Below are 14,093 nucleotides of genomic sequence, written 5' to 3' on the forward strand. Positions count from 1 at the left end.
TTGAGAATTTCACCACAAGCAAGGATGCGACATCGATTAATTAGCGCCTTCAGGCACTTAGAGTGAAAAGCTACTACCCACTTAACTGGAGGAGGTTTCAGGCGCGAAGTTAATTGGCTTGTTATACCCGCTCACTAAACGCCAGCCTGATGCCGAGTGCTGCAAAGCTAGTTGCAAAGAGCTTCTGAATTGCAATGCTTGCTTTCTCTGATTTAATAATGAATGCGCTAAAACTACCTGATAGAAAACCATACACAATAAAAACGCCAAACGTCATTATCATGAACACAACGCCAAGTGTAAGCATGCTATCCAATGCACCTTCTGTTGTAGCTGGAATAAACTGAGGAAGAAACGCTAGAAAGAAAATAGATAATTTTGGGTTTAGTATATTTAGCAAAAAGCCTTTTACTATGATGTCTGAGTATTTGCTGTCTGACTGCTGGTTAGAAACTGATAAAGGAGATGAGGAACGCCACATTTGATATGCCAAATAAAGCAAGTAGACAGCTCCAATGTATTTAACGATTTGAAACGCTATTACACTAGTTTGAAAAATTGCAGCCAAACCAAAAGCGCTTGCTAAGAGTGCTGGAATGATGCCTAAAGTGCATCCTAGGGCAGCAAATAAACTTGCTTTTCTACCAATAAACAATCCGGTAGCCACAGTATACAACACTCCGGTCCCGGGAATTAAAACTACAACTAACGAAGTAAGTAAAAACTCTAAAGATATCATCCGGTGTATCCTTCTCCTGCAAGGGTATAACGTTCAGCTTACATATTTTGCGGGCAATCGTGCTGCTGCTTGTATGGTCGTTCTTGTCCGATTCTGATGTTGAAAATCCTTTTCGCTAACGGGTAAATTGAGACCCACCTTCAGCGGCCACCGAAGGCCTTGTTTATCACAGTTCGCTGCCCGGCCGGTTCGTAAAAGACCGATAACAAGTATGAACGTGATAAGTACTCACTAGGCATAACTCGAATAGTCATGTGGGCCTCGAGCCCGAATAGCAAGGCGGAGATAGCTTATCTTATGGAACCTCAAGAGATCAATGTCGGTATCGATACCAGCAGTAAACAACTCGATATTTATGTGAGACCTAATAGCCAATTCTTTAGTGTTACCAATGATAAAAATGGTATTAAGGATGCCATTAAACAACTACAACCTCTTAAACCTGAAAGAGTATTGATCGAGTCCACAGGAAGGCTAGAATTAGAATTTGTCTGTGCTGCTCATAAAGCGGGACTGCCGATAGTTGTTTGCAATCCTTCACAAGTAAGAAACTTTGCAAAGTCAGCGGGGCGGCTCGCAAAAACAGATAAGCTGGATGCAATTGATATCGCACATTTTGGTGAAGCAATGAAGCCAAGATTGTCATCGATCAAACCAGAAAAACTAAGAAATATCAGTGAGTTGCTGACGGTCAGGAACCAGTGCTTAGAAATGAGCACAATGCAAAAGAATCGCCTCAAGAGAATGCCTAAGTCTGTTCACAAGCCCATTCAGGCTATCCATTCTAAATACGATGGTAAAAAACAACACTTACTGGGATGAGAAAATGGCTTAAATACTTGACAAAGGACCATAGTCACTTGTTAAGCCCTTACTCCCATAGCTCCAGGTACTTGCTATGGAGCTCTTTCCGCTCTTGATCTGACATATTTGAAATTGCCAAACCCTTAGCGCACCTATTTTCGATCACATACTCCTGCCAGCTTGGAGGGAAATCTGAAAGCCTTACTTCTGGCTCAGGCCGCTTAAAGTGAACTAGTTTGAGAGTAAAGTAACTAAACTCTTCTGCTCCACGCATAACTTGGAAAGATTGCCAGAAATGCATATGCCCAAAGAGAACAGAAAGCATCAAAACAAGCGAAAAAAATGGAATAAATCGCTGGGCTTTTGCAACTATGCCAAGTCCCAACTCCAAAAGTGACCAGATAGCAAGCAACAGGAATACTACCGTATACATCCAAAAAGGATTCAATGAATCCGGATGGTAATCCCACACGTCCTCAAAACTCCAGCATTCGAATGGAGTTGCCGTCATAAAAATATGGAATCGGAAGAAAATCAGAACTGCCGTAATCGACAGCACCAGCACCGTTAATCTCCAATAATTTGATTCCACGTATCTCATTTTTACTTTGGCTTAACGCCCGTAGCAGGCGCGCGCATTTTGCGTCGCCTGCCTGCGTTTGTTAGTAGCCTTAGCCTTTATTTGATACGAGGTAAGCTCTAGCTCTTTCAAAACGGCCACCCTCTCCGCATATAGACACAAAAAAGTAGCCTTCATATTTTTCTAATAGGACTGATATTTCAAAGCCCTCTTCTTTTAGAATATAGCGCGCTTCATTCTTCCCAGAATTTACAAATTGATCTTCAAATCTGGAGAAATTACCCTTTACATAAGGCACTTTTGTCAATTCAGATAGACCAATTAAAACTGACTCTGTGTCTGCAACACACTCTGTATAGTTCATGTTCAATCTATTAGCTACTAACGACTACAACAGGGGAGGCTGGAGCGTAGCGTAGGCCGTCCCGCGAAGGGCCAAAGGCCCGTAGCAACCTACTTGTACTTGTTATACTTTTCTTGCGTCAAGTTAATCACCGACCGTACCAATTGAAAAAATGAAAAATAATATTGCTAGAGAGCCGACAAGAAACCATTGCCCATGCACAGCAAACACAATCATACCAAGCAACAAGAAAATAATTATTAGAGTTGACCCTAGATCGTTAAGAATTTTCTTGCGCTTCAGTTTTTTAACCTTTGATTTTAATGTCTTTCCTGACAATGACTCTACGTTATTTTTCAAATATTAATCTCTCTAAATGTATAACACCCGCAGCAGGGGCAACCAATATTGAGCACCCATTGTGCTAAAAAGGAGCGCAGCGACAAGCACAATAGGTGCACAGCGTTGGGCGTCCCGCGCAGGCCCGAAGGGCCGGAGCTATACTGCCTGCGTTTGTTAAAGGGACTTGCCACACCACTGTGTTACTGCCACTTTAGGATCAACCTCAGGCTCATTAACCTTTTCACCAGAGCTAGCCGCGCACTCGTTACTACCACACGTATATCCAACAGCACGATCTACTTCTCCGTACTCTTGAATTAAGCCAACAGCTGCATTGTTACGAAGATAGAAGCGATTCTTATACGTTCCAGTTGGTACTGCGAGCGGAACTGGTACTACGCCAACAAATGCTCCAGCACCAGCCCACGACGTTCCGTCTTTATATATAAGTACTTTGCAATACTCAAATTGATCTACAGAATCAGGTTTTCCCCAACGTTCGATAATTTCAAGTTCTGAGTAAGGCGAATCTCTCTTTTCGAATGAGAATTGATTTCTCTCATTCCCTAGACTGAATTCTGTTCTAGCCCATTCTTTTTTCCCGTAAGTTCCAACAGCAAAACCAACACAACCCGACATTATGCTTAGGGAGACTATTACGAGAACTGCTCTAATCATTGACGTACCTTTAACGCTCAAAGCAGCGGTGCGTTTACGCATCCGCTGCCTTTGCTTGTTATGTTTTTACAACCGCTTGCGCTGCAGAACTGAAGCTGGTTGTCGTTTAATACAAGACCTTTTCCGTACCCTTGGTTTGGTTGCCTGAAGTCGGAAGCCAGAACATTGCCAACTGTAACAGGCAGCTCTCCATTTATTGCCTCGATAGCTTCAGGCCCGACTTTGCTTGAGTGAATGACCACTTGGATAGTACCGTCCCACATTTCTTGCGTGTAGTAAGTGGCAAATCCACCGCAGTACCTTTCTACTTGCTGGCGCATAGCATGATCGTCATTTTTCCAAGGATTAAACGCATACCCAAATATGAGCACAACTCCTATTGCTAGAACCAAAACCAAAGCGCTAACGATTTTAAGAAATTTGGCAATGATCTTCGATTACTCCTGAAACATAACGCCTTTAGCATGTGCGGCTGCGCAGCAGACGTCGCATGCCTAAATTTGTTATGTGCATTTGCCAACTGCCTTAATTGAATAGTGTACTGTACCTGCATGGCTTGTCTTTTTATATAGGCAAAGTTCTGAGCCTATTTTTACTTGACCAGGAGAGCTTACCGCCACATGAACTAAGCTGCCGTTAGCTAATTTGACCGAGAGCTTAGGCTCATTTCCAGTTTGGCTGCCATCATAGACCTGAGCTTGCGCGACACCCGAAACAAGCTCAGTGCTTTTAGGCAGGCCGACATATAGGAAGAGTACTCCAATGCCTAGCGTAACCAAGATTGCGAAAAAAATGCCTTTGCGCTCGGAACACCAGAGTTCAACTGTCGCAAATATGGCTCGTTTATCTCTCATATTCTGGGTACATAACGTCGCAAACACGTGCTTGTCGCGTGTTTTGCCTTGTTAACCCCACTCAAGAAAACTCTCCCCTTGCTCATTTATTTCAACGAAAATATCTGAGTAAGGCGAAATTTCAGGAAACTCGACACCAGGGTCACAGCGAACAGTAACCCCAAGAACCTCCACTAGCCTTCTAGCAAATTCAACGTCAGAACTCCATTTTTCTGCACCCTTGATACTAACTGATATATAACCATCTTGAATGCCAGTATTAATTAGAACCGCAATCTTATTACACGTGAATAAAGTATGTCCCTCATCGATTTCGCAATCGTAGGACAATGCACCAATCTCTTCATTAAGGAATGAAACCACTTGCGTTGTTTCATTTCCCTTCACATAAACTTCTATATCTTCCATTTTGCTCATATGGGTTAACGCCGCATTCACCGGCTTGTCCGGTACAATGCTTTGTTAGGGCCGTGCCGCCATACCAACCAAAAAGCCAAGGCCCCAGCCATTCCAAGGGCACCGAAATAGGAAAAGCCCCAAACATACTGAAACCAACCATCTAAAGTGCGTACACCGTCAACAACTGTTTGAACTCCATTAACTGATGCGGATGTGGCATATGTAGGTAGTGTAAAGACTGCAACTGGAGCAGCGCCTAAAATAAAGCCAGTGCCAATTGTGGACCACCATTTTATAAAATTGAACTTCTTAAGAAGAAAAAACGCAGGTCCTCCAAGTGAAAAGACAAATGCGCCAGACACAAGAACCGTCATGTACAGCCACTTACTAGTTCTTACCCAGATATACGGATCATCAGCTTCGAATATCATAAATTGACCGTATAAATAGTAACTAGTCACTATAAACGCTGGTGCAAAGATCGCTGCTATAAAAGATAAGAATGTGTTCATATAGCCCTAACGCCCACAGCAGGGGCGGCCGAAGCGTAGCGTAGGCCGTCCCGCACAGGCCCGAAGGGGCGGAGCAATCTGCCTGTGTTTGTTAAGCATTTTTCCCCTCCGACAGCTTAAATACAACGCTTGTCACCAAAGCCATTAACGATGTTAACAGAGTAAAAGACAAGAGCACTATTGGTACCACGATAACATGCATTTGTGCGGCTGATGTGCCTGAGTTTTCAGCGCGACCGTTCAAGGCGTAGTAAGCATATGCAACCAGGCTTAAGACCACAGAAAGGACGGCCGAAAATTTGAATGGTAGATCGGGCAAGCCTGAAAATTTAGAAACACCTTGCAGGATCAGAGTAGCCAATATTGGCGTAGCTACAGCGCCAAGGTTTGCTACGCAAAAGCCCAAAAAACTGAAATAACCTTCTTCGTACCAGTTGTAAGCCGACAGCAAAAAAGTAAATGCTATGAGAATCCAAAGATATTTAATCATGCTTATGCTTAACGCCCCGCACAGGGGCAGACAAATGAGCGCAGCGTTTTGGCTGTCCCAGCGACCAACGGGAGCGATTGCTGCGGCTTGTTATACATATTTTGCCCACTCCAGCTGTTTACCAATTCTCTGCTTGTGCTCAGGGTTTTGCTCTATAAATGCCGAGATTCCGGATTTACTTTTTGGCAGTAGAGGATCACTGTGATAACCACTACCCACAAAACGAAAGCCAGCCTCCCAAAGGCGCTTTGCTGCTTCCCAAGCAGAAGCGTCTGCTTTTGATGGCGCTGCAAAATTGCGTCCCATGAATGCCATGCGATGACCGCAATTTGGGCAGACATGAATCATTTCTGAATCCGGCTGGTGAGCCGATCCAGACGACGTATCTTCTATTGCCCTACGCTTAAATGCGACTTGGCAATCAAAGCATGCAAACTTATGTAGGAACTCAGTCATAATGCATAACGCCGGCCACACAGGCGAGCGAAACGCAGTGTAGTGAGTCCAGCCAAATTCGTTTTTTGTATTTGGCGATTGTGCTGGCCTTTGTTAGTTTCGTTTTCCAAATACAAAGTGTTTTCCCTCAAGTGTACCTAATGTTGGGAGCATATTATCCATGCCTCCTTTTATGGTTTTTCCGCTTAGGTCCCATTCAACCTGGGGAAGCCAATAGTCAAGCTCCTCTCTGTTGTCGTGGCACTTAATGGGCATGCTTTCATCAACCTTGCTTCCTGAAAAGGTTGGCCCAAAATTAAAGCATGGCCAAGCAGGCCTCCACCAGTACATATCGGGAAGCCCTGTTGCTTTGCCTTTGCGGGGAATATCAAAAGCAGTAATGGAGCCACTATGGCTTTTGTAGATCATTACGCTCCATTTATAGCCTCTGATTGAATCACCGTAGTTTGGGTGATCAAAAATTATAAATTCCCCATTATTAATCTTTGATATATCTAGCCTAAACAGAGCTGCTTCAGCTTTAGAATTAGGCTGAAGCGATGAAAAAAAAGGCACCATAGAGAAAACAACCCCTATTAATAGAGTTGTTAAAACTAGAATCGATAACGATTTCTTTCGGTTCATATTTAAACTAACGTCTCAAACACTGACCGAGGCCGCCAGGCCGAAGGTCCGTGTGCTTTGACTTGTTAACTTTGTCTTCTGATAAACCTAAGTTCATCGTTATTTTCTGTATCGGTGAACAGTAATCTATCATCGATGTCTTCTAGTTCTTGAGAGTAATTCCAGCAGATAGCAATCGAATCCTCTGCCCACTCAGGTGTTTCATCTAAAAGCCACTGGCATTCTTTAGCTGCTTTCTTTGTATCAGCAATAAAAACGACTGTAGCTTGAACCCAAGTTCCACCCTCATTGCTTTCGACAATGTCGTATAGCTCTACTGATTCGCCAGATATATATTTCATCGTATTTCGAAGTTAACGCTTCAAACACCGACACGCTTTAGCGTGTCGGTGTGCTTTGACTTGTATGGTTGTTCTTGTCCGATTCTGATGTTGAAAATCCTTTTCGCTAACGGGTAAATTGAGACCCACCTTCGGCGGCCACCGAAGGCCTTGTTTGTCACAGTTCGCTGCTGCGCTGGTTCATAAAGACCGATAACAAGTATGAACGTGACAGACACTCACTAGGCATAACTCGAATAGTCATGTGGGCCTCGAGCCCGAATAGCAAGGCGGAGATAGCTTATCTTATGGAACCTCAAGAGATCAATGTCGGTATCGATACCAGCAGTAAACAACTCGATATTTATGTGAGACCTACTGGCCAATTCTTTAGCGTTACCAATGATAAAAATGGTATTAAGGATGCCATTAAACAACTACAACCTCTTAAACCTGAAAGAGTATTGATCGAGTCCACAGGAAGGCTAGAATTAGAATTTGTCTGTGCTGCTCATAAAGCGGGACTGCCGATAGTTGTTTGCAATCCTTCACAAGTAAGAAACTTTGCAAAGTCAGCGGGGCGGCTCGCAAAAACAGATAAGCTGGATGCAATTGATATCGCACATTTTGGTGAAGCAATGAAGCCAAGATTGTCATCGATCAAACCAAAAAAACTAAGAAATATCAGTGATTTGCTGACGGTCAGGAACCAGTGCTTAGAAATGAGCACAATGCAAAAGAATCGCCTCAAGAGAATGCCTAAGTCTGTTCACAAGCCCATTCAGGCTATCTTAAAGGCCATCAAAAAAGAGCTAGAAGGAGTCGATAAGCAACTTGATAAATTTGTTAACAGCGTTGCCCAGTGGCGACAAAAACGCGATCTCTTATTAAGCGCTAAAGGAGTCGGCAATGTACTGGCTTACACGCTAATGAGCGAACTTCCTGAGCTGGGCAAGCTGAACCGCAAAGAGATTGCGGCACTTGTGGGTATCGCCCCGATGAATCGTGATAGCGGCAGCTTCCAGGGTAAGCGCTATATTCGAGGTGGGCGACATCGTGTACGCACGGTTTTGTTTGTTTCTATGATGTCGGCAATACAATGCCACCCTAAATTAAAGCCAATGTATGAGCGCCTGGTCGCTGCTGGTAAACCAAAGAAAGTAGCCCTTATCGCATGTATGAGGAAGCAACTTACCATCCTAAATACAATGGTAAAAAACGGCACTTACTGGGATGAGAAAATGGCTTAAATACTTGACAAAGGACCATAGTCACTTGTTAGGCGATTCAAACGGCACATCAACTTTGTGTGTAAACCCACCCATTTGAAATATGAAACTCTCCAAATCGAATTCATCTTCCGATCCACCATCCTTACTTAGCTCCTCGTATAGAGCCTTATACTCAGAAGTACTCTTGAACACTTTAAATTGACGTGTTTTAAAATCCAGGTATTCATCAGAATTCATTTGAGCTGACTCGACTATTCGCCCACTTTTTATGCGAATTACAAGATAGTTTTCATAGCGAGACGCATATGAAAGATGAACATAGCCTGTTCTTTTACCAAGAGGAACGACAAGCAAGCCTGAAAACCAATCCATTTTCCTGGCAGATTGATTTGGAAATACCTTTTTAAGCACTGACTCCGTCAAATAGTTATGCTCTTTATCTTTATCTGGATCACGTTTTTCGATAGTGATATCACTAACAGTTAAAAATCCTTGCTTGATTTCAAATGTTGCGACGTATCCTCGCCAATTGCCCGTGGACATTACCCCACCTTTAGGCCTCAACTCTTTTTTCATTAGAAACAGCTCTTCAAGTGGATTTACATGCAAACGATGCCGCTCTTCTTTGTAAATCAGATAGTCCGGTGCCTGCGCCGTGGCGAATACGCTGATAGGAAGCAATACAGATGAGAGTAATATTATTATCCGAAGCACTTCGATTTCTCCTTCGCCTAACGCCGCCAGCAGGGGACGAAAAACCAGAGCGAAGCGGCGGTTTTTTGTTCCCTCTGGCTGGCTTTGTTATGCATCGTTCTTCGCACGCCTCTCAGCCGCTTCCCTTTGCCACTCATAGCGCTTTTCCTCAAGCTCCTCTTCAAATTTTTCTACGGCCTCTCTAGCATCGATAATTTTTTGAATAATTTGATTGAGAGAATCTACTGAGAATTGTAAAAATTCGTGCTCAAGGCCTTCCTTTCCCATCTTGAAGCGAACATGGGTATAGCCTTCTTCGTTGGTATGCTGCCAGTTAGCGTGTACTACTCGATTCCTAAGAGTGCCACACTCCCTCAAATTTGATATTAAATTCTTAAAGGAATGTAAATCCCAGCCGCACATTCGTAGCTCTTCACTCTTAAAGCGCTCGTACAAATCAACCTTTGTCCCATACATCATATTATGTAGAACCAACAAACCTTTATGGTCGGTTCGGTCGGAGATATCTCCACAAATCAGTTGATCGATGTCTGATTCTAGTGAGTTAAAAAATAGAACGACCTCGCCGATCAATGGCAGTAGATCTTCAATATATTCATAGGCGTCATCATTATCGCCTATACCTTCAATTATGTATTGCCCGACAGGGGATTTTCTATTCTTCAAAATTTGGCTCCATGCCTACTAGAGATGCATAACGCCCGCAGTAACTGCCGGCTAAAATGGCGCGGCTTTTGGAACAAAAGGCGTGACACTTTTGACAGTCCGTTGCTGCTACTTGTTAGGGCTTTTTTCTTAAAGTGCATTTTTGTACTCTGAAATCATCTCTTCTGTGCACGCCATATAGTTAGCAAATAGATCAAGCAAACCCTGAATGTTAGGCAGTTTAACTCTTTTTGCGAATTCTATTGCTTCACTGATTTCTTGATCTTCACCGCCAAACTCCCAAGTATGAAGCTCAATCATATTAAATAGGCCCTGGTCTATTGAATCGAATATCTCATATTCTTCAGGGGACTCGATGTTGAAGGAAATCAGTTTGTTCTCGATTAGGTCTAGCGCATATATTTCTTCAGAAAACTCCCACAATGGCAACAGCTCTCTTTCCTTGAATTGTGGCCAACTAACTGAATAGAAGTATTCAGGCTTTTCAAAATATCGAGAAAACGCTCCCAAATCGTCTTTTTCTAGAAAAAGATCAACTAATTCAGGCCTAAGAGATAATCCCTTTATCGTTTCTTCTCTTTTACTCTCAGATACGCTCATACTTTCCTAGAGCCCTAACGTTCGCATTTGCGGCGGCTGGAGCATAGCGTAAGCCGTCCGGCCGCGATAGCGGCGAACAACATGCGCTTGTTATGCATTTCTACTTGCCGCGCCAAACACACCACAAAACTCTTGCTCCATTTTGGGGCTGATAATGCCAGCTTTATACATAGCCCAGGTAAAATGCGCACCTAGCCAACATGCTTTATCCAGAGCATCATCATCCGAATCAGACCTGTACTCATGGACAAGCTCACTATCACAGTTATTATCGTGATCAAGCTCTCCTGGTGGCTTTTTAGCATAAACATTTAATAGCGTATTTGAAGCTTCCGCCACATAATGAGCTAACAATCTGGTTTTAGAGTTATGAATGTAAAATTGTAAACGGAAGTAAGAATCGTGGCACGAGCTTTCGCCCCACACAATTCCTTCATTTAAGCCAATCAGTTCTATCAATTTTGAGTAGATAATATTCATTCGGCCTTTATGCATAACGTTGCCAGCAAGGGCAGCCGAAGCAAAGCGTAGGCTGTCCAGCCCAGCCTCCGGCTGGGCGATCTTGCCTGGCCTGGTTATAGCTGGCGCGCTCTGAACGACCTACTTGCTCTCTGCCAGCCAACTTTGGCTGGCCACTGCCAGATAAATTTACAGGGAAAAATACCATACTTTCCCCACCAGTTAACTAGCTGATTGGCACTCCACAATGGTGCAGCTGGCTTGCAGAACTTGTTGGCTTTAAATGAAGGCACTTGAACGAAACTGCGGTACCAGTTTGAAGAAGAACTCTCTGGCGAAGCGTGTTCAGGTAGAGATTGTTACTTGCAGCAACTACAAACCATCTAAAAAGTGACCGCCACAATAACGCTAAGCTTTGGGGCGGACTGCGTAGCAGGCCGTCCCGGCAGCCGAAGGCTGCGACAACAGCGCCTTGTTAAACGTTTCAGCGCTCATAATAGCGCCGCAACAATTAAGGTTGTAAATATAAATACCATAGGCGCCACGCCCGCTAAACCCCAGCCATATTTTTGAGCGATAGAGTTATTTTTGGCTGCTTTACCATTGCTAATGGCAATGCAACCTGCAATTAGTGAAACTGTAGAAATACCCATAAGCCAAAACGGCCCAGTAACAGCCGCCCAAAAAGCTGCGGTGTTTAGAGCAGGAATAATTGCATGCTCAGGAAGCTCTCCCCTACCTAAAACCACTGTTACCACTAAAAATAACATGGTGGACCAGCATATTGATACTACAGTTCTTTCCATATTTACGTTTAACGTTGCCAACAGGGGCGGCCGAAGCATAGCGTAGGCCGTCCAGCCCAGCCAATAGCTGGGCGAGCCTGCTTGGCCTGGTTATGTGGTTGGGGGTATATCAGAATGCTCGCCATTTTTAATTACCGCACGCATGAAATCAATTAAGTGTACTAATACCAGAGTTATTAAAACGCCTATGAATTCAGCACCAAGAGGTATTACCTCATCTTTCCCAAGCAAGAAACGAATCAATCCTACAAGAACTATTGAGGCACACAATGTAAAAATAAGCTTAAGTAAGTGTCTGATAAAAATTTTACCGCAACCACCCGCTTTAAACCCATCAATGACATCGATCATATTTCCTACTCATTGACACATAACGCCCGCAGCTGCGGAAACCGGGGGCTTTTAGGCGCGAAGCGCCGTCCCGGTTTTCCGACAGCCTGCGCTTGTTATGAGCTTTTTGCCCAAACGTTAAATTTTGCATTTACAGTTGAGCCCATAGCTCTTGAAATTTCGTTCATGTTCACATCCGTAAAATAGCCTTCCAGTACTTCAAATATTTTTTCATGATTTTTGGTTCCCTGCGCCATGTCGATTGGGGACTCACTTTCATTTAAGTAGAACAACCACCATACGTCTTCTTCCCAAGGTCCTCGATCGGTTGTAACAATCTCAATCTTCGTTACTTCTTCCCATGGGATTACTCTTGGTGCCTCGCCGGGGCAACTTATCCTTCCTTGGGATTCATCGTATTCAAATACTAGCGTATTTCTCTCAATAACTTTGCGGAAGACTAATCCATTCAAAACCACACCATTTATTAAGAAATGACTCACGATAAAAACAATTGGCATCACGAAGATACCGTAAGAAGCATCATACATCTTGTCTATCGAAATCCCGCAGAAGATGGCAATACAAGCTGACAATATCAGCGATATATAAAACGGAATTTTGTATAGAAACCCTCTCATGACTCAATCTGGCTCATAACGCCCGCATTTGCGGCGGCTGAAGCGCAGCGTAAGCCGTCCGGCCGCGATAGCGGCGAACAACATGCGCTTGTTATACGTGGTTAGCTCCATATAACCCATCCGATTGCCACCCCTAAAACCAAACAAGAAACGCCTATTTTGACCTGTAATTTATACTCTGCTTTATCCTCCATTATTGCGCCTTGAATGTACAAATTTAGAGCTTCTTCAGCTACTTCTGAAGATGGAAACTCTTTATAAAAGTTCAGTAAAGCATTTTGAACTTTGGGAACCCATAAGGATGGATGATCGTCCTCAGAAGGATAATCTAATGCAGACAAAATATGAGGAGCCTGTTTCTTCACTAGCTTCCCGATGTTCTCTGCTTCATCATAATACTGAGATATATCCATTGCCGTATCTACGTATAACGCCGCCAGAATGCGCAGCTTTGTAGTTGATTATTTTGTGGTAGCGTAGCGTTAAGCCACAAAAGAAGCAACGGAAAAGCTGTCGCCGTTGCTGGCTTTGTTAAGGCTAAACCTGCCTAAGCCCCCACCAATGTTTTAATGTGAAAGGGACAAGAAATATTAAGAATACCAGCTGCCCTGATGCGACAAATTTAACGCTATTTGCAGGACTAAATATATTTACGATTACGTAAGACACAAAGCTCAAAATTAGCATGGCTATTATTTCAGGTAATATAGCACTCTGCATTGGGTCAATCTCTGGCTCTTTACCCAGCTTGAGCTGCCTCAAAGTCTCACCTGCAATACTTATATACTTCCACGCAAGAGCATTTAATATCGGCAGTATCAGGAAAATGACGATTTTCAAAATTGAGCCTTAACGTTGCCAGCAAGTGCAGCCGAAGCGGAGCGTAGGCTGTCCAGCCCAGCCTCCGGCTGGGCATTCTTGCCTGGCCTGGTTATAGTTGGCGCGCACTGAACGACCTACTTGCTCTCTGCCAGCCAACTTTGGCTGGCCACTGCCCGATAAATTTACAGGGAAAAATACCATACTTTCCCAACCGGTTAACTATCTGATTCGCACTCTATGATGGCGTAGCTGGCTTGCAGGGCTTGCTGACTTAAAACGATGGCACTGGAGCGAAACTGCGGTACCAGATTACAGGAAAACTCTCAGGAAAAGAGTGCCCAGATAGAGATTGATGCTTGCAGCAGCTACAAAACATCTAAAAATTAGACCGCCACAATAACATTTATATAGTGATCATCATGACCACTATTATCCTGATTACTATTTCAGAAGCAATCCCACGACAGCCCCCTTTGAATCACTTTAAAATCATATAGTTATACAAAAATGATACGAAGGTGCAATGTGGAAATATGGTCACTGCGACCACTATCCCTAAATATACCACTTTACGTAACTCATTGTATTTAATGATTTTTTGAGCATATTTGCTAAACCTATCAAAATAACGGTCACGATGACCGAAATTCCAGCTCGCATCTGGTCATATTTTTTGCAAGAC

23 protein-coding genes are annotated in these 14,093 nt (G+C 43.5%); 2 read left to right on the top strand and 21 right to left on the bottom strand.

Features of this window, described 5'->3' with window-relative positions:
• Positions 1-121: 121 nt before the first annotated feature.
• The gene (locus ACJJIC_RS14995; protein WP_445357314.1) at positions 122-739 is read right to left on the bottom strand and encodes a LysE family translocator; all 618 of its coding nucleotides are present in this window, start codon (positions 737-739) and stop codon (positions 122-124) included.
• Between the two features lie 297 nt (positions 740-1,036).
• Here ACJJIC_RS14995 and ACJJIC_RS15000 point away from each other — a divergent pair, with 297 nt between their 5' ends.
• Entirely contained in the window at positions 1,037-1,561 is a 525-nt protein-coding gene (locus ACJJIC_RS15000) for an IS110 family transposase (protein WP_445357315.1), read from the top strand.
• 49 nt (positions 1,562-1,610) lie between these two features.
• On the opposite strand, the gene ACJJIC_RS15005 is transcribed toward ACJJIC_RS15000, so the two are convergent.
• From ACJJIC_RS15005 to ACJJIC_RS15055, 11 genes are all read right to left on the bottom strand, one after another.
• Complete coding sequence (locus tag ACJJIC_RS15005; protein ID WP_444909442.1) at positions 1,611-2,108, bottom strand: hypothetical protein; 498 nt, start codon at positions 2,106-2,108, stop codon at positions 1,611-1,613.
• 106 nt (positions 2,109-2,214) lie between these two features.
• Positions 2,215-2,487 carry a hypothetical protein gene (locus tag ACJJIC_RS15010; protein ID WP_444909441.1) on the bottom strand — a complete coding sequence of 91 codons (273 nt, stop codon included), beginning with the start codon at positions 2,485-2,487 and terminating at the stop codon, positions 2,215-2,217.
• Between the two features lie 123 nt (positions 2,488-2,610).
• Positions 2,611-2,826, bottom strand: coding sequence for a hypothetical protein (locus ACJJIC_RS15015; protein ID WP_444909440.1), 216 nt, complete (start codon positions 2,824-2,826; stop codon positions 2,611-2,613).
• 156 nt (positions 2,827-2,982) lie between these two features.
• Positions 2,983-3,528: a hypothetical protein gene (locus ACJJIC_RS15020; protein WP_444909439.1), complete on the bottom strand. Its 546-nt coding sequence runs from the start codon at positions 3,526-3,528 to the stop codon at positions 2,983-2,985.
• Complete coding sequence (locus ACJJIC_RS15025; protein ID WP_444884527.1) at positions 3,504-3,806, bottom strand: hypothetical protein; 303 nt, start codon at positions 3,804-3,806, stop codon at positions 3,504-3,506. The genes ACJJIC_RS15020 and ACJJIC_RS15025 overlap by 25 nt, the downstream gene beginning before the upstream one ends.
• 585 nt (positions 3,807-4,391) lie before the next feature.
• Positions 4,392-4,757, bottom strand: a complete 366-nt coding sequence (locus ACJJIC_RS15030) for a hypothetical protein (protein ID WP_445357316.1) — start codon at positions 4,755-4,757, stop codon at positions 4,392-4,394.
• Positions 4,758-4,774: 17 nt separating this feature from the next.
• Positions 4,775-5,251 carry a hypothetical protein gene (locus tag ACJJIC_RS15035; protein WP_445357317.1) on the bottom strand — a complete coding sequence of 159 codons (477 nt, stop codon included), beginning with the start codon at positions 5,249-5,251 and terminating at the stop codon, positions 4,775-4,777.
• A 91-nt stretch (positions 5,252-5,342) separates the two neighbouring features.
• On the bottom strand, positions 5,343-5,741 hold the full coding sequence (locus ACJJIC_RS15040; protein WP_445357318.1) for a hypothetical protein: 399 nt from the start codon (positions 5,739-5,741) through the stop codon (positions 5,343-5,345).
• 90 nt (positions 5,742-5,831) lie between these two features.
• The gene (locus ACJJIC_RS15045) at positions 5,832-6,197 is read right to left on the bottom strand and encodes a hypothetical protein (RefSeq protein WP_445357319.1); all 366 of its coding nucleotides are present in this window, start codon (positions 6,195-6,197) and stop codon (positions 5,832-5,834) included.
• Positions 6,198-6,290: 93 nt separating this feature from the next.
• Positions 6,291-6,755, bottom strand: coding sequence for a hypothetical protein (locus tag ACJJIC_RS15050; RefSeq protein WP_445357320.1), 465 nt, complete (start codon positions 6,753-6,755; stop codon positions 6,291-6,293).
• A gap of 131 nt (positions 6,756-6,886) precedes the next feature.
• The gene (locus tag ACJJIC_RS15055) at positions 6,887-7,162 is read right to left on the bottom strand and encodes a hypothetical protein (RefSeq protein WP_444909433.1); all 276 of its coding nucleotides are present in this window, start codon (positions 7,160-7,162) and stop codon (positions 6,887-6,889) included.
• Positions 7,163-7,449: 287 nt separating this feature from the next.
• Between ACJJIC_RS15055 and ACJJIC_RS15060 the strand changes: the two genes are divergently transcribed.
• Positions 7,450-8,391, top strand: coding sequence for an IS110 family RNA-guided transposase (locus ACJJIC_RS15060; protein ID WP_445357321.1), 942 nt, complete (start codon positions 7,450-7,452; stop codon positions 8,389-8,391).
• A 21-nt stretch (positions 8,392-8,412) separates the two neighbouring features.
• On the opposite strand, the gene ACJJIC_RS15065 is transcribed toward ACJJIC_RS15060, so the two are convergent.
• From ACJJIC_RS15065 to ACJJIC_RS15105, 9 genes are all read right to left on the bottom strand, one after another.
• Positions 8,413-9,087 (bottom strand): hypothetical protein, encoded by a 675-nt coding sequence (locus tag ACJJIC_RS15065; protein WP_444909431.1) that lies wholly within the window; start codon positions 9,085-9,087, stop codon positions 8,413-8,415.
• 87 nt (positions 9,088-9,174) lie between these two features.
• A complete protein-coding gene (locus ACJJIC_RS15070; RefSeq protein ID WP_444909430.1) occupies positions 9,175-9,753 on the bottom strand; it encodes a hypothetical protein in 579 nt (192 codons plus the stop codon).
• 129 nt (positions 9,754-9,882) lie between these two features.
• A complete protein-coding gene (locus ACJJIC_RS15075) occupies positions 9,883-10,353 on the bottom strand; it encodes a hypothetical protein (protein WP_445357322.1) in 471 nt (156 codons plus the stop codon).
• A gap of 90 nt (positions 10,354-10,443) precedes the next feature.
• Positions 10,444-10,833 carry a hypothetical protein gene (locus ACJJIC_RS15080; RefSeq protein WP_445357323.1) on the bottom strand — a complete coding sequence of 130 codons (390 nt, stop codon included), beginning with the start codon at positions 10,831-10,833 and terminating at the stop codon, positions 10,444-10,446.
• Between the two features lie 470 nt (positions 10,834-11,303).
• Entirely contained in the window at positions 11,304-11,582 is a 279-nt protein-coding gene (locus tag ACJJIC_RS15085; protein WP_445357324.1) for a hypothetical protein, read from the bottom strand.
• 126 nt (positions 11,583-11,708) lie between these two features.
• Positions 11,709-11,969 carry a hypothetical protein gene (locus ACJJIC_RS15090; RefSeq protein ID WP_445357325.1) on the bottom strand — a complete coding sequence of 87 codons (261 nt, stop codon included), beginning with the start codon at positions 11,967-11,969 and terminating at the stop codon, positions 11,709-11,711.
• Positions 11,970-12,064: 95 nt separating this feature from the next.
• On the bottom strand, positions 12,065-12,589 hold the full coding sequence (locus ACJJIC_RS15095) for a hypothetical protein (RefSeq protein WP_445357326.1): 525 nt from the start codon (positions 12,587-12,589) through the stop codon (positions 12,065-12,067).
• Between the two features lie 101 nt (positions 12,590-12,690).
• Positions 12,691-13,002 (bottom strand): hypothetical protein, encoded by a 312-nt coding sequence (locus tag ACJJIC_RS15100; RefSeq protein WP_444890900.1) that lies wholly within the window; start codon positions 13,000-13,002, stop codon positions 12,691-12,693.
• 124 nt (positions 13,003-13,126) lie between these two features.
• Positions 13,127-13,429: a hypothetical protein gene (locus ACJJIC_RS15105; RefSeq protein ID WP_445357327.1), complete on the bottom strand. Its 303-nt coding sequence runs from the start codon at positions 13,427-13,429 to the stop codon at positions 13,127-13,129.
• Positions 13,430-14,093: the final 664 nt, after the last annotated feature.

The sequence above is a fragment of the Microbulbifer mixtoriginis (SeqCode) genome (genome assembly GCF_052468275.1).

Coding starts and splice junctions, on each gene's coding strand:
- ACJJIC_RS14995 (WP_445357314.1), bottom strand. CDS start 739: ATGATATCTTTAGAGTTTTTACTTACTTCGTTAGTTGTAGTTTTAATT.
- ACJJIC_RS15000 (WP_445357315.1), top strand. CDS start 1,037: ATGGAACCTCAAGAGATCAATGTCGGTATCGATACCAGCAGTAAACAA.
- ACJJIC_RS15010 (WP_444909441.1), bottom strand. CDS start 2,487: ATGAACTATACAGAGTGTGTTGCAGACACAGAGTCAGTTTTAATTGGT.
- ACJJIC_RS15020 (WP_444909439.1), bottom strand. CDS start 3,528: ATGCGTAAACGCACCGCTGCTTTGAGCGTTAAAGGTACGTCAATGATT.
- ACJJIC_RS15025 (WP_444884527.1), bottom strand. CDS start 3,806: ATGCGCCAGCAAGTAGAAAGGTACTGCGGTGGATTTGCCACTTACTAC.
- ACJJIC_RS15030 (WP_445357316.1), bottom strand. CDS start 4,757: ATGAGCAAAATGGAAGATATAGAAGTTTATGTGAAGGGAAATGAAACA.
- ACJJIC_RS15035 (WP_445357317.1), bottom strand. CDS start 5,251: ATGAACACATTCTTATCTTTTATAGCAGCGATCTTTGCACCAGCGTTT.
- ACJJIC_RS15040 (WP_445357318.1), bottom strand. CDS start 5,741: ATGATTAAATATCTTTGGATTCTCATAGCATTTACTTTTTTGCTGTCG.
- ACJJIC_RS15045 (WP_445357319.1), bottom strand. CDS start 6,197: ATGACTGAGTTCCTACATAAGTTTGCATGCTTTGATTGCCAAGTCGCA.
- ACJJIC_RS15050 (WP_445357320.1), bottom strand. CDS start 6,755: ATGGTGCCTTTTTTTTCATCGCTTCAGCCTAATTCTAAAGCTGAAGCA.
- ACJJIC_RS15055 (WP_444909433.1), bottom strand. CDS start 7,162: ATGAAATATATATCTGGCGAATCAGTAGAGCTATACGACATTGTCGAA.
- ACJJIC_RS15060 (WP_445357321.1), top strand. CDS start 7,450: ATGGAACCTCAAGAGATCAATGTCGGTATCGATACCAGCAGTAAACAA.
- ACJJIC_RS15075 (WP_445357322.1), bottom strand. CDS start 10,353: ATGAGCGTATCTGAGAGTAAAAGAGAAGAAACGATAAAGGGATTATCT.
- ACJJIC_RS15080 (WP_445357323.1), bottom strand. CDS start 10,833: ATGAATATTATCTACTCAAAATTGATAGAACTGATTGGCTTAAATGAA.
- ACJJIC_RS15085 (WP_445357324.1), bottom strand. CDS start 11,582: ATGTTATTTTTAGTGGTAACAGTGGTTTTAGGTAGGGGAGAGCTTCCT.
- ACJJIC_RS15090 (WP_445357325.1), bottom strand. CDS start 11,969: ATGATCGATGTCATTGATGGGTTTAAAGCGGGTGGTTGCGGTAAAATT.
- ACJJIC_RS15095 (WP_445357326.1), bottom strand. CDS start 12,589: ATGAGAGGGTTTCTATACAAAATTCCGTTTTATATATCGCTGATATTG.
- ACJJIC_RS15100 (WP_444890900.1), bottom strand. CDS start 13,002: ATGGATATATCTCAGTATTATGATGAAGCAGAGAACATCGGGAAGCTA.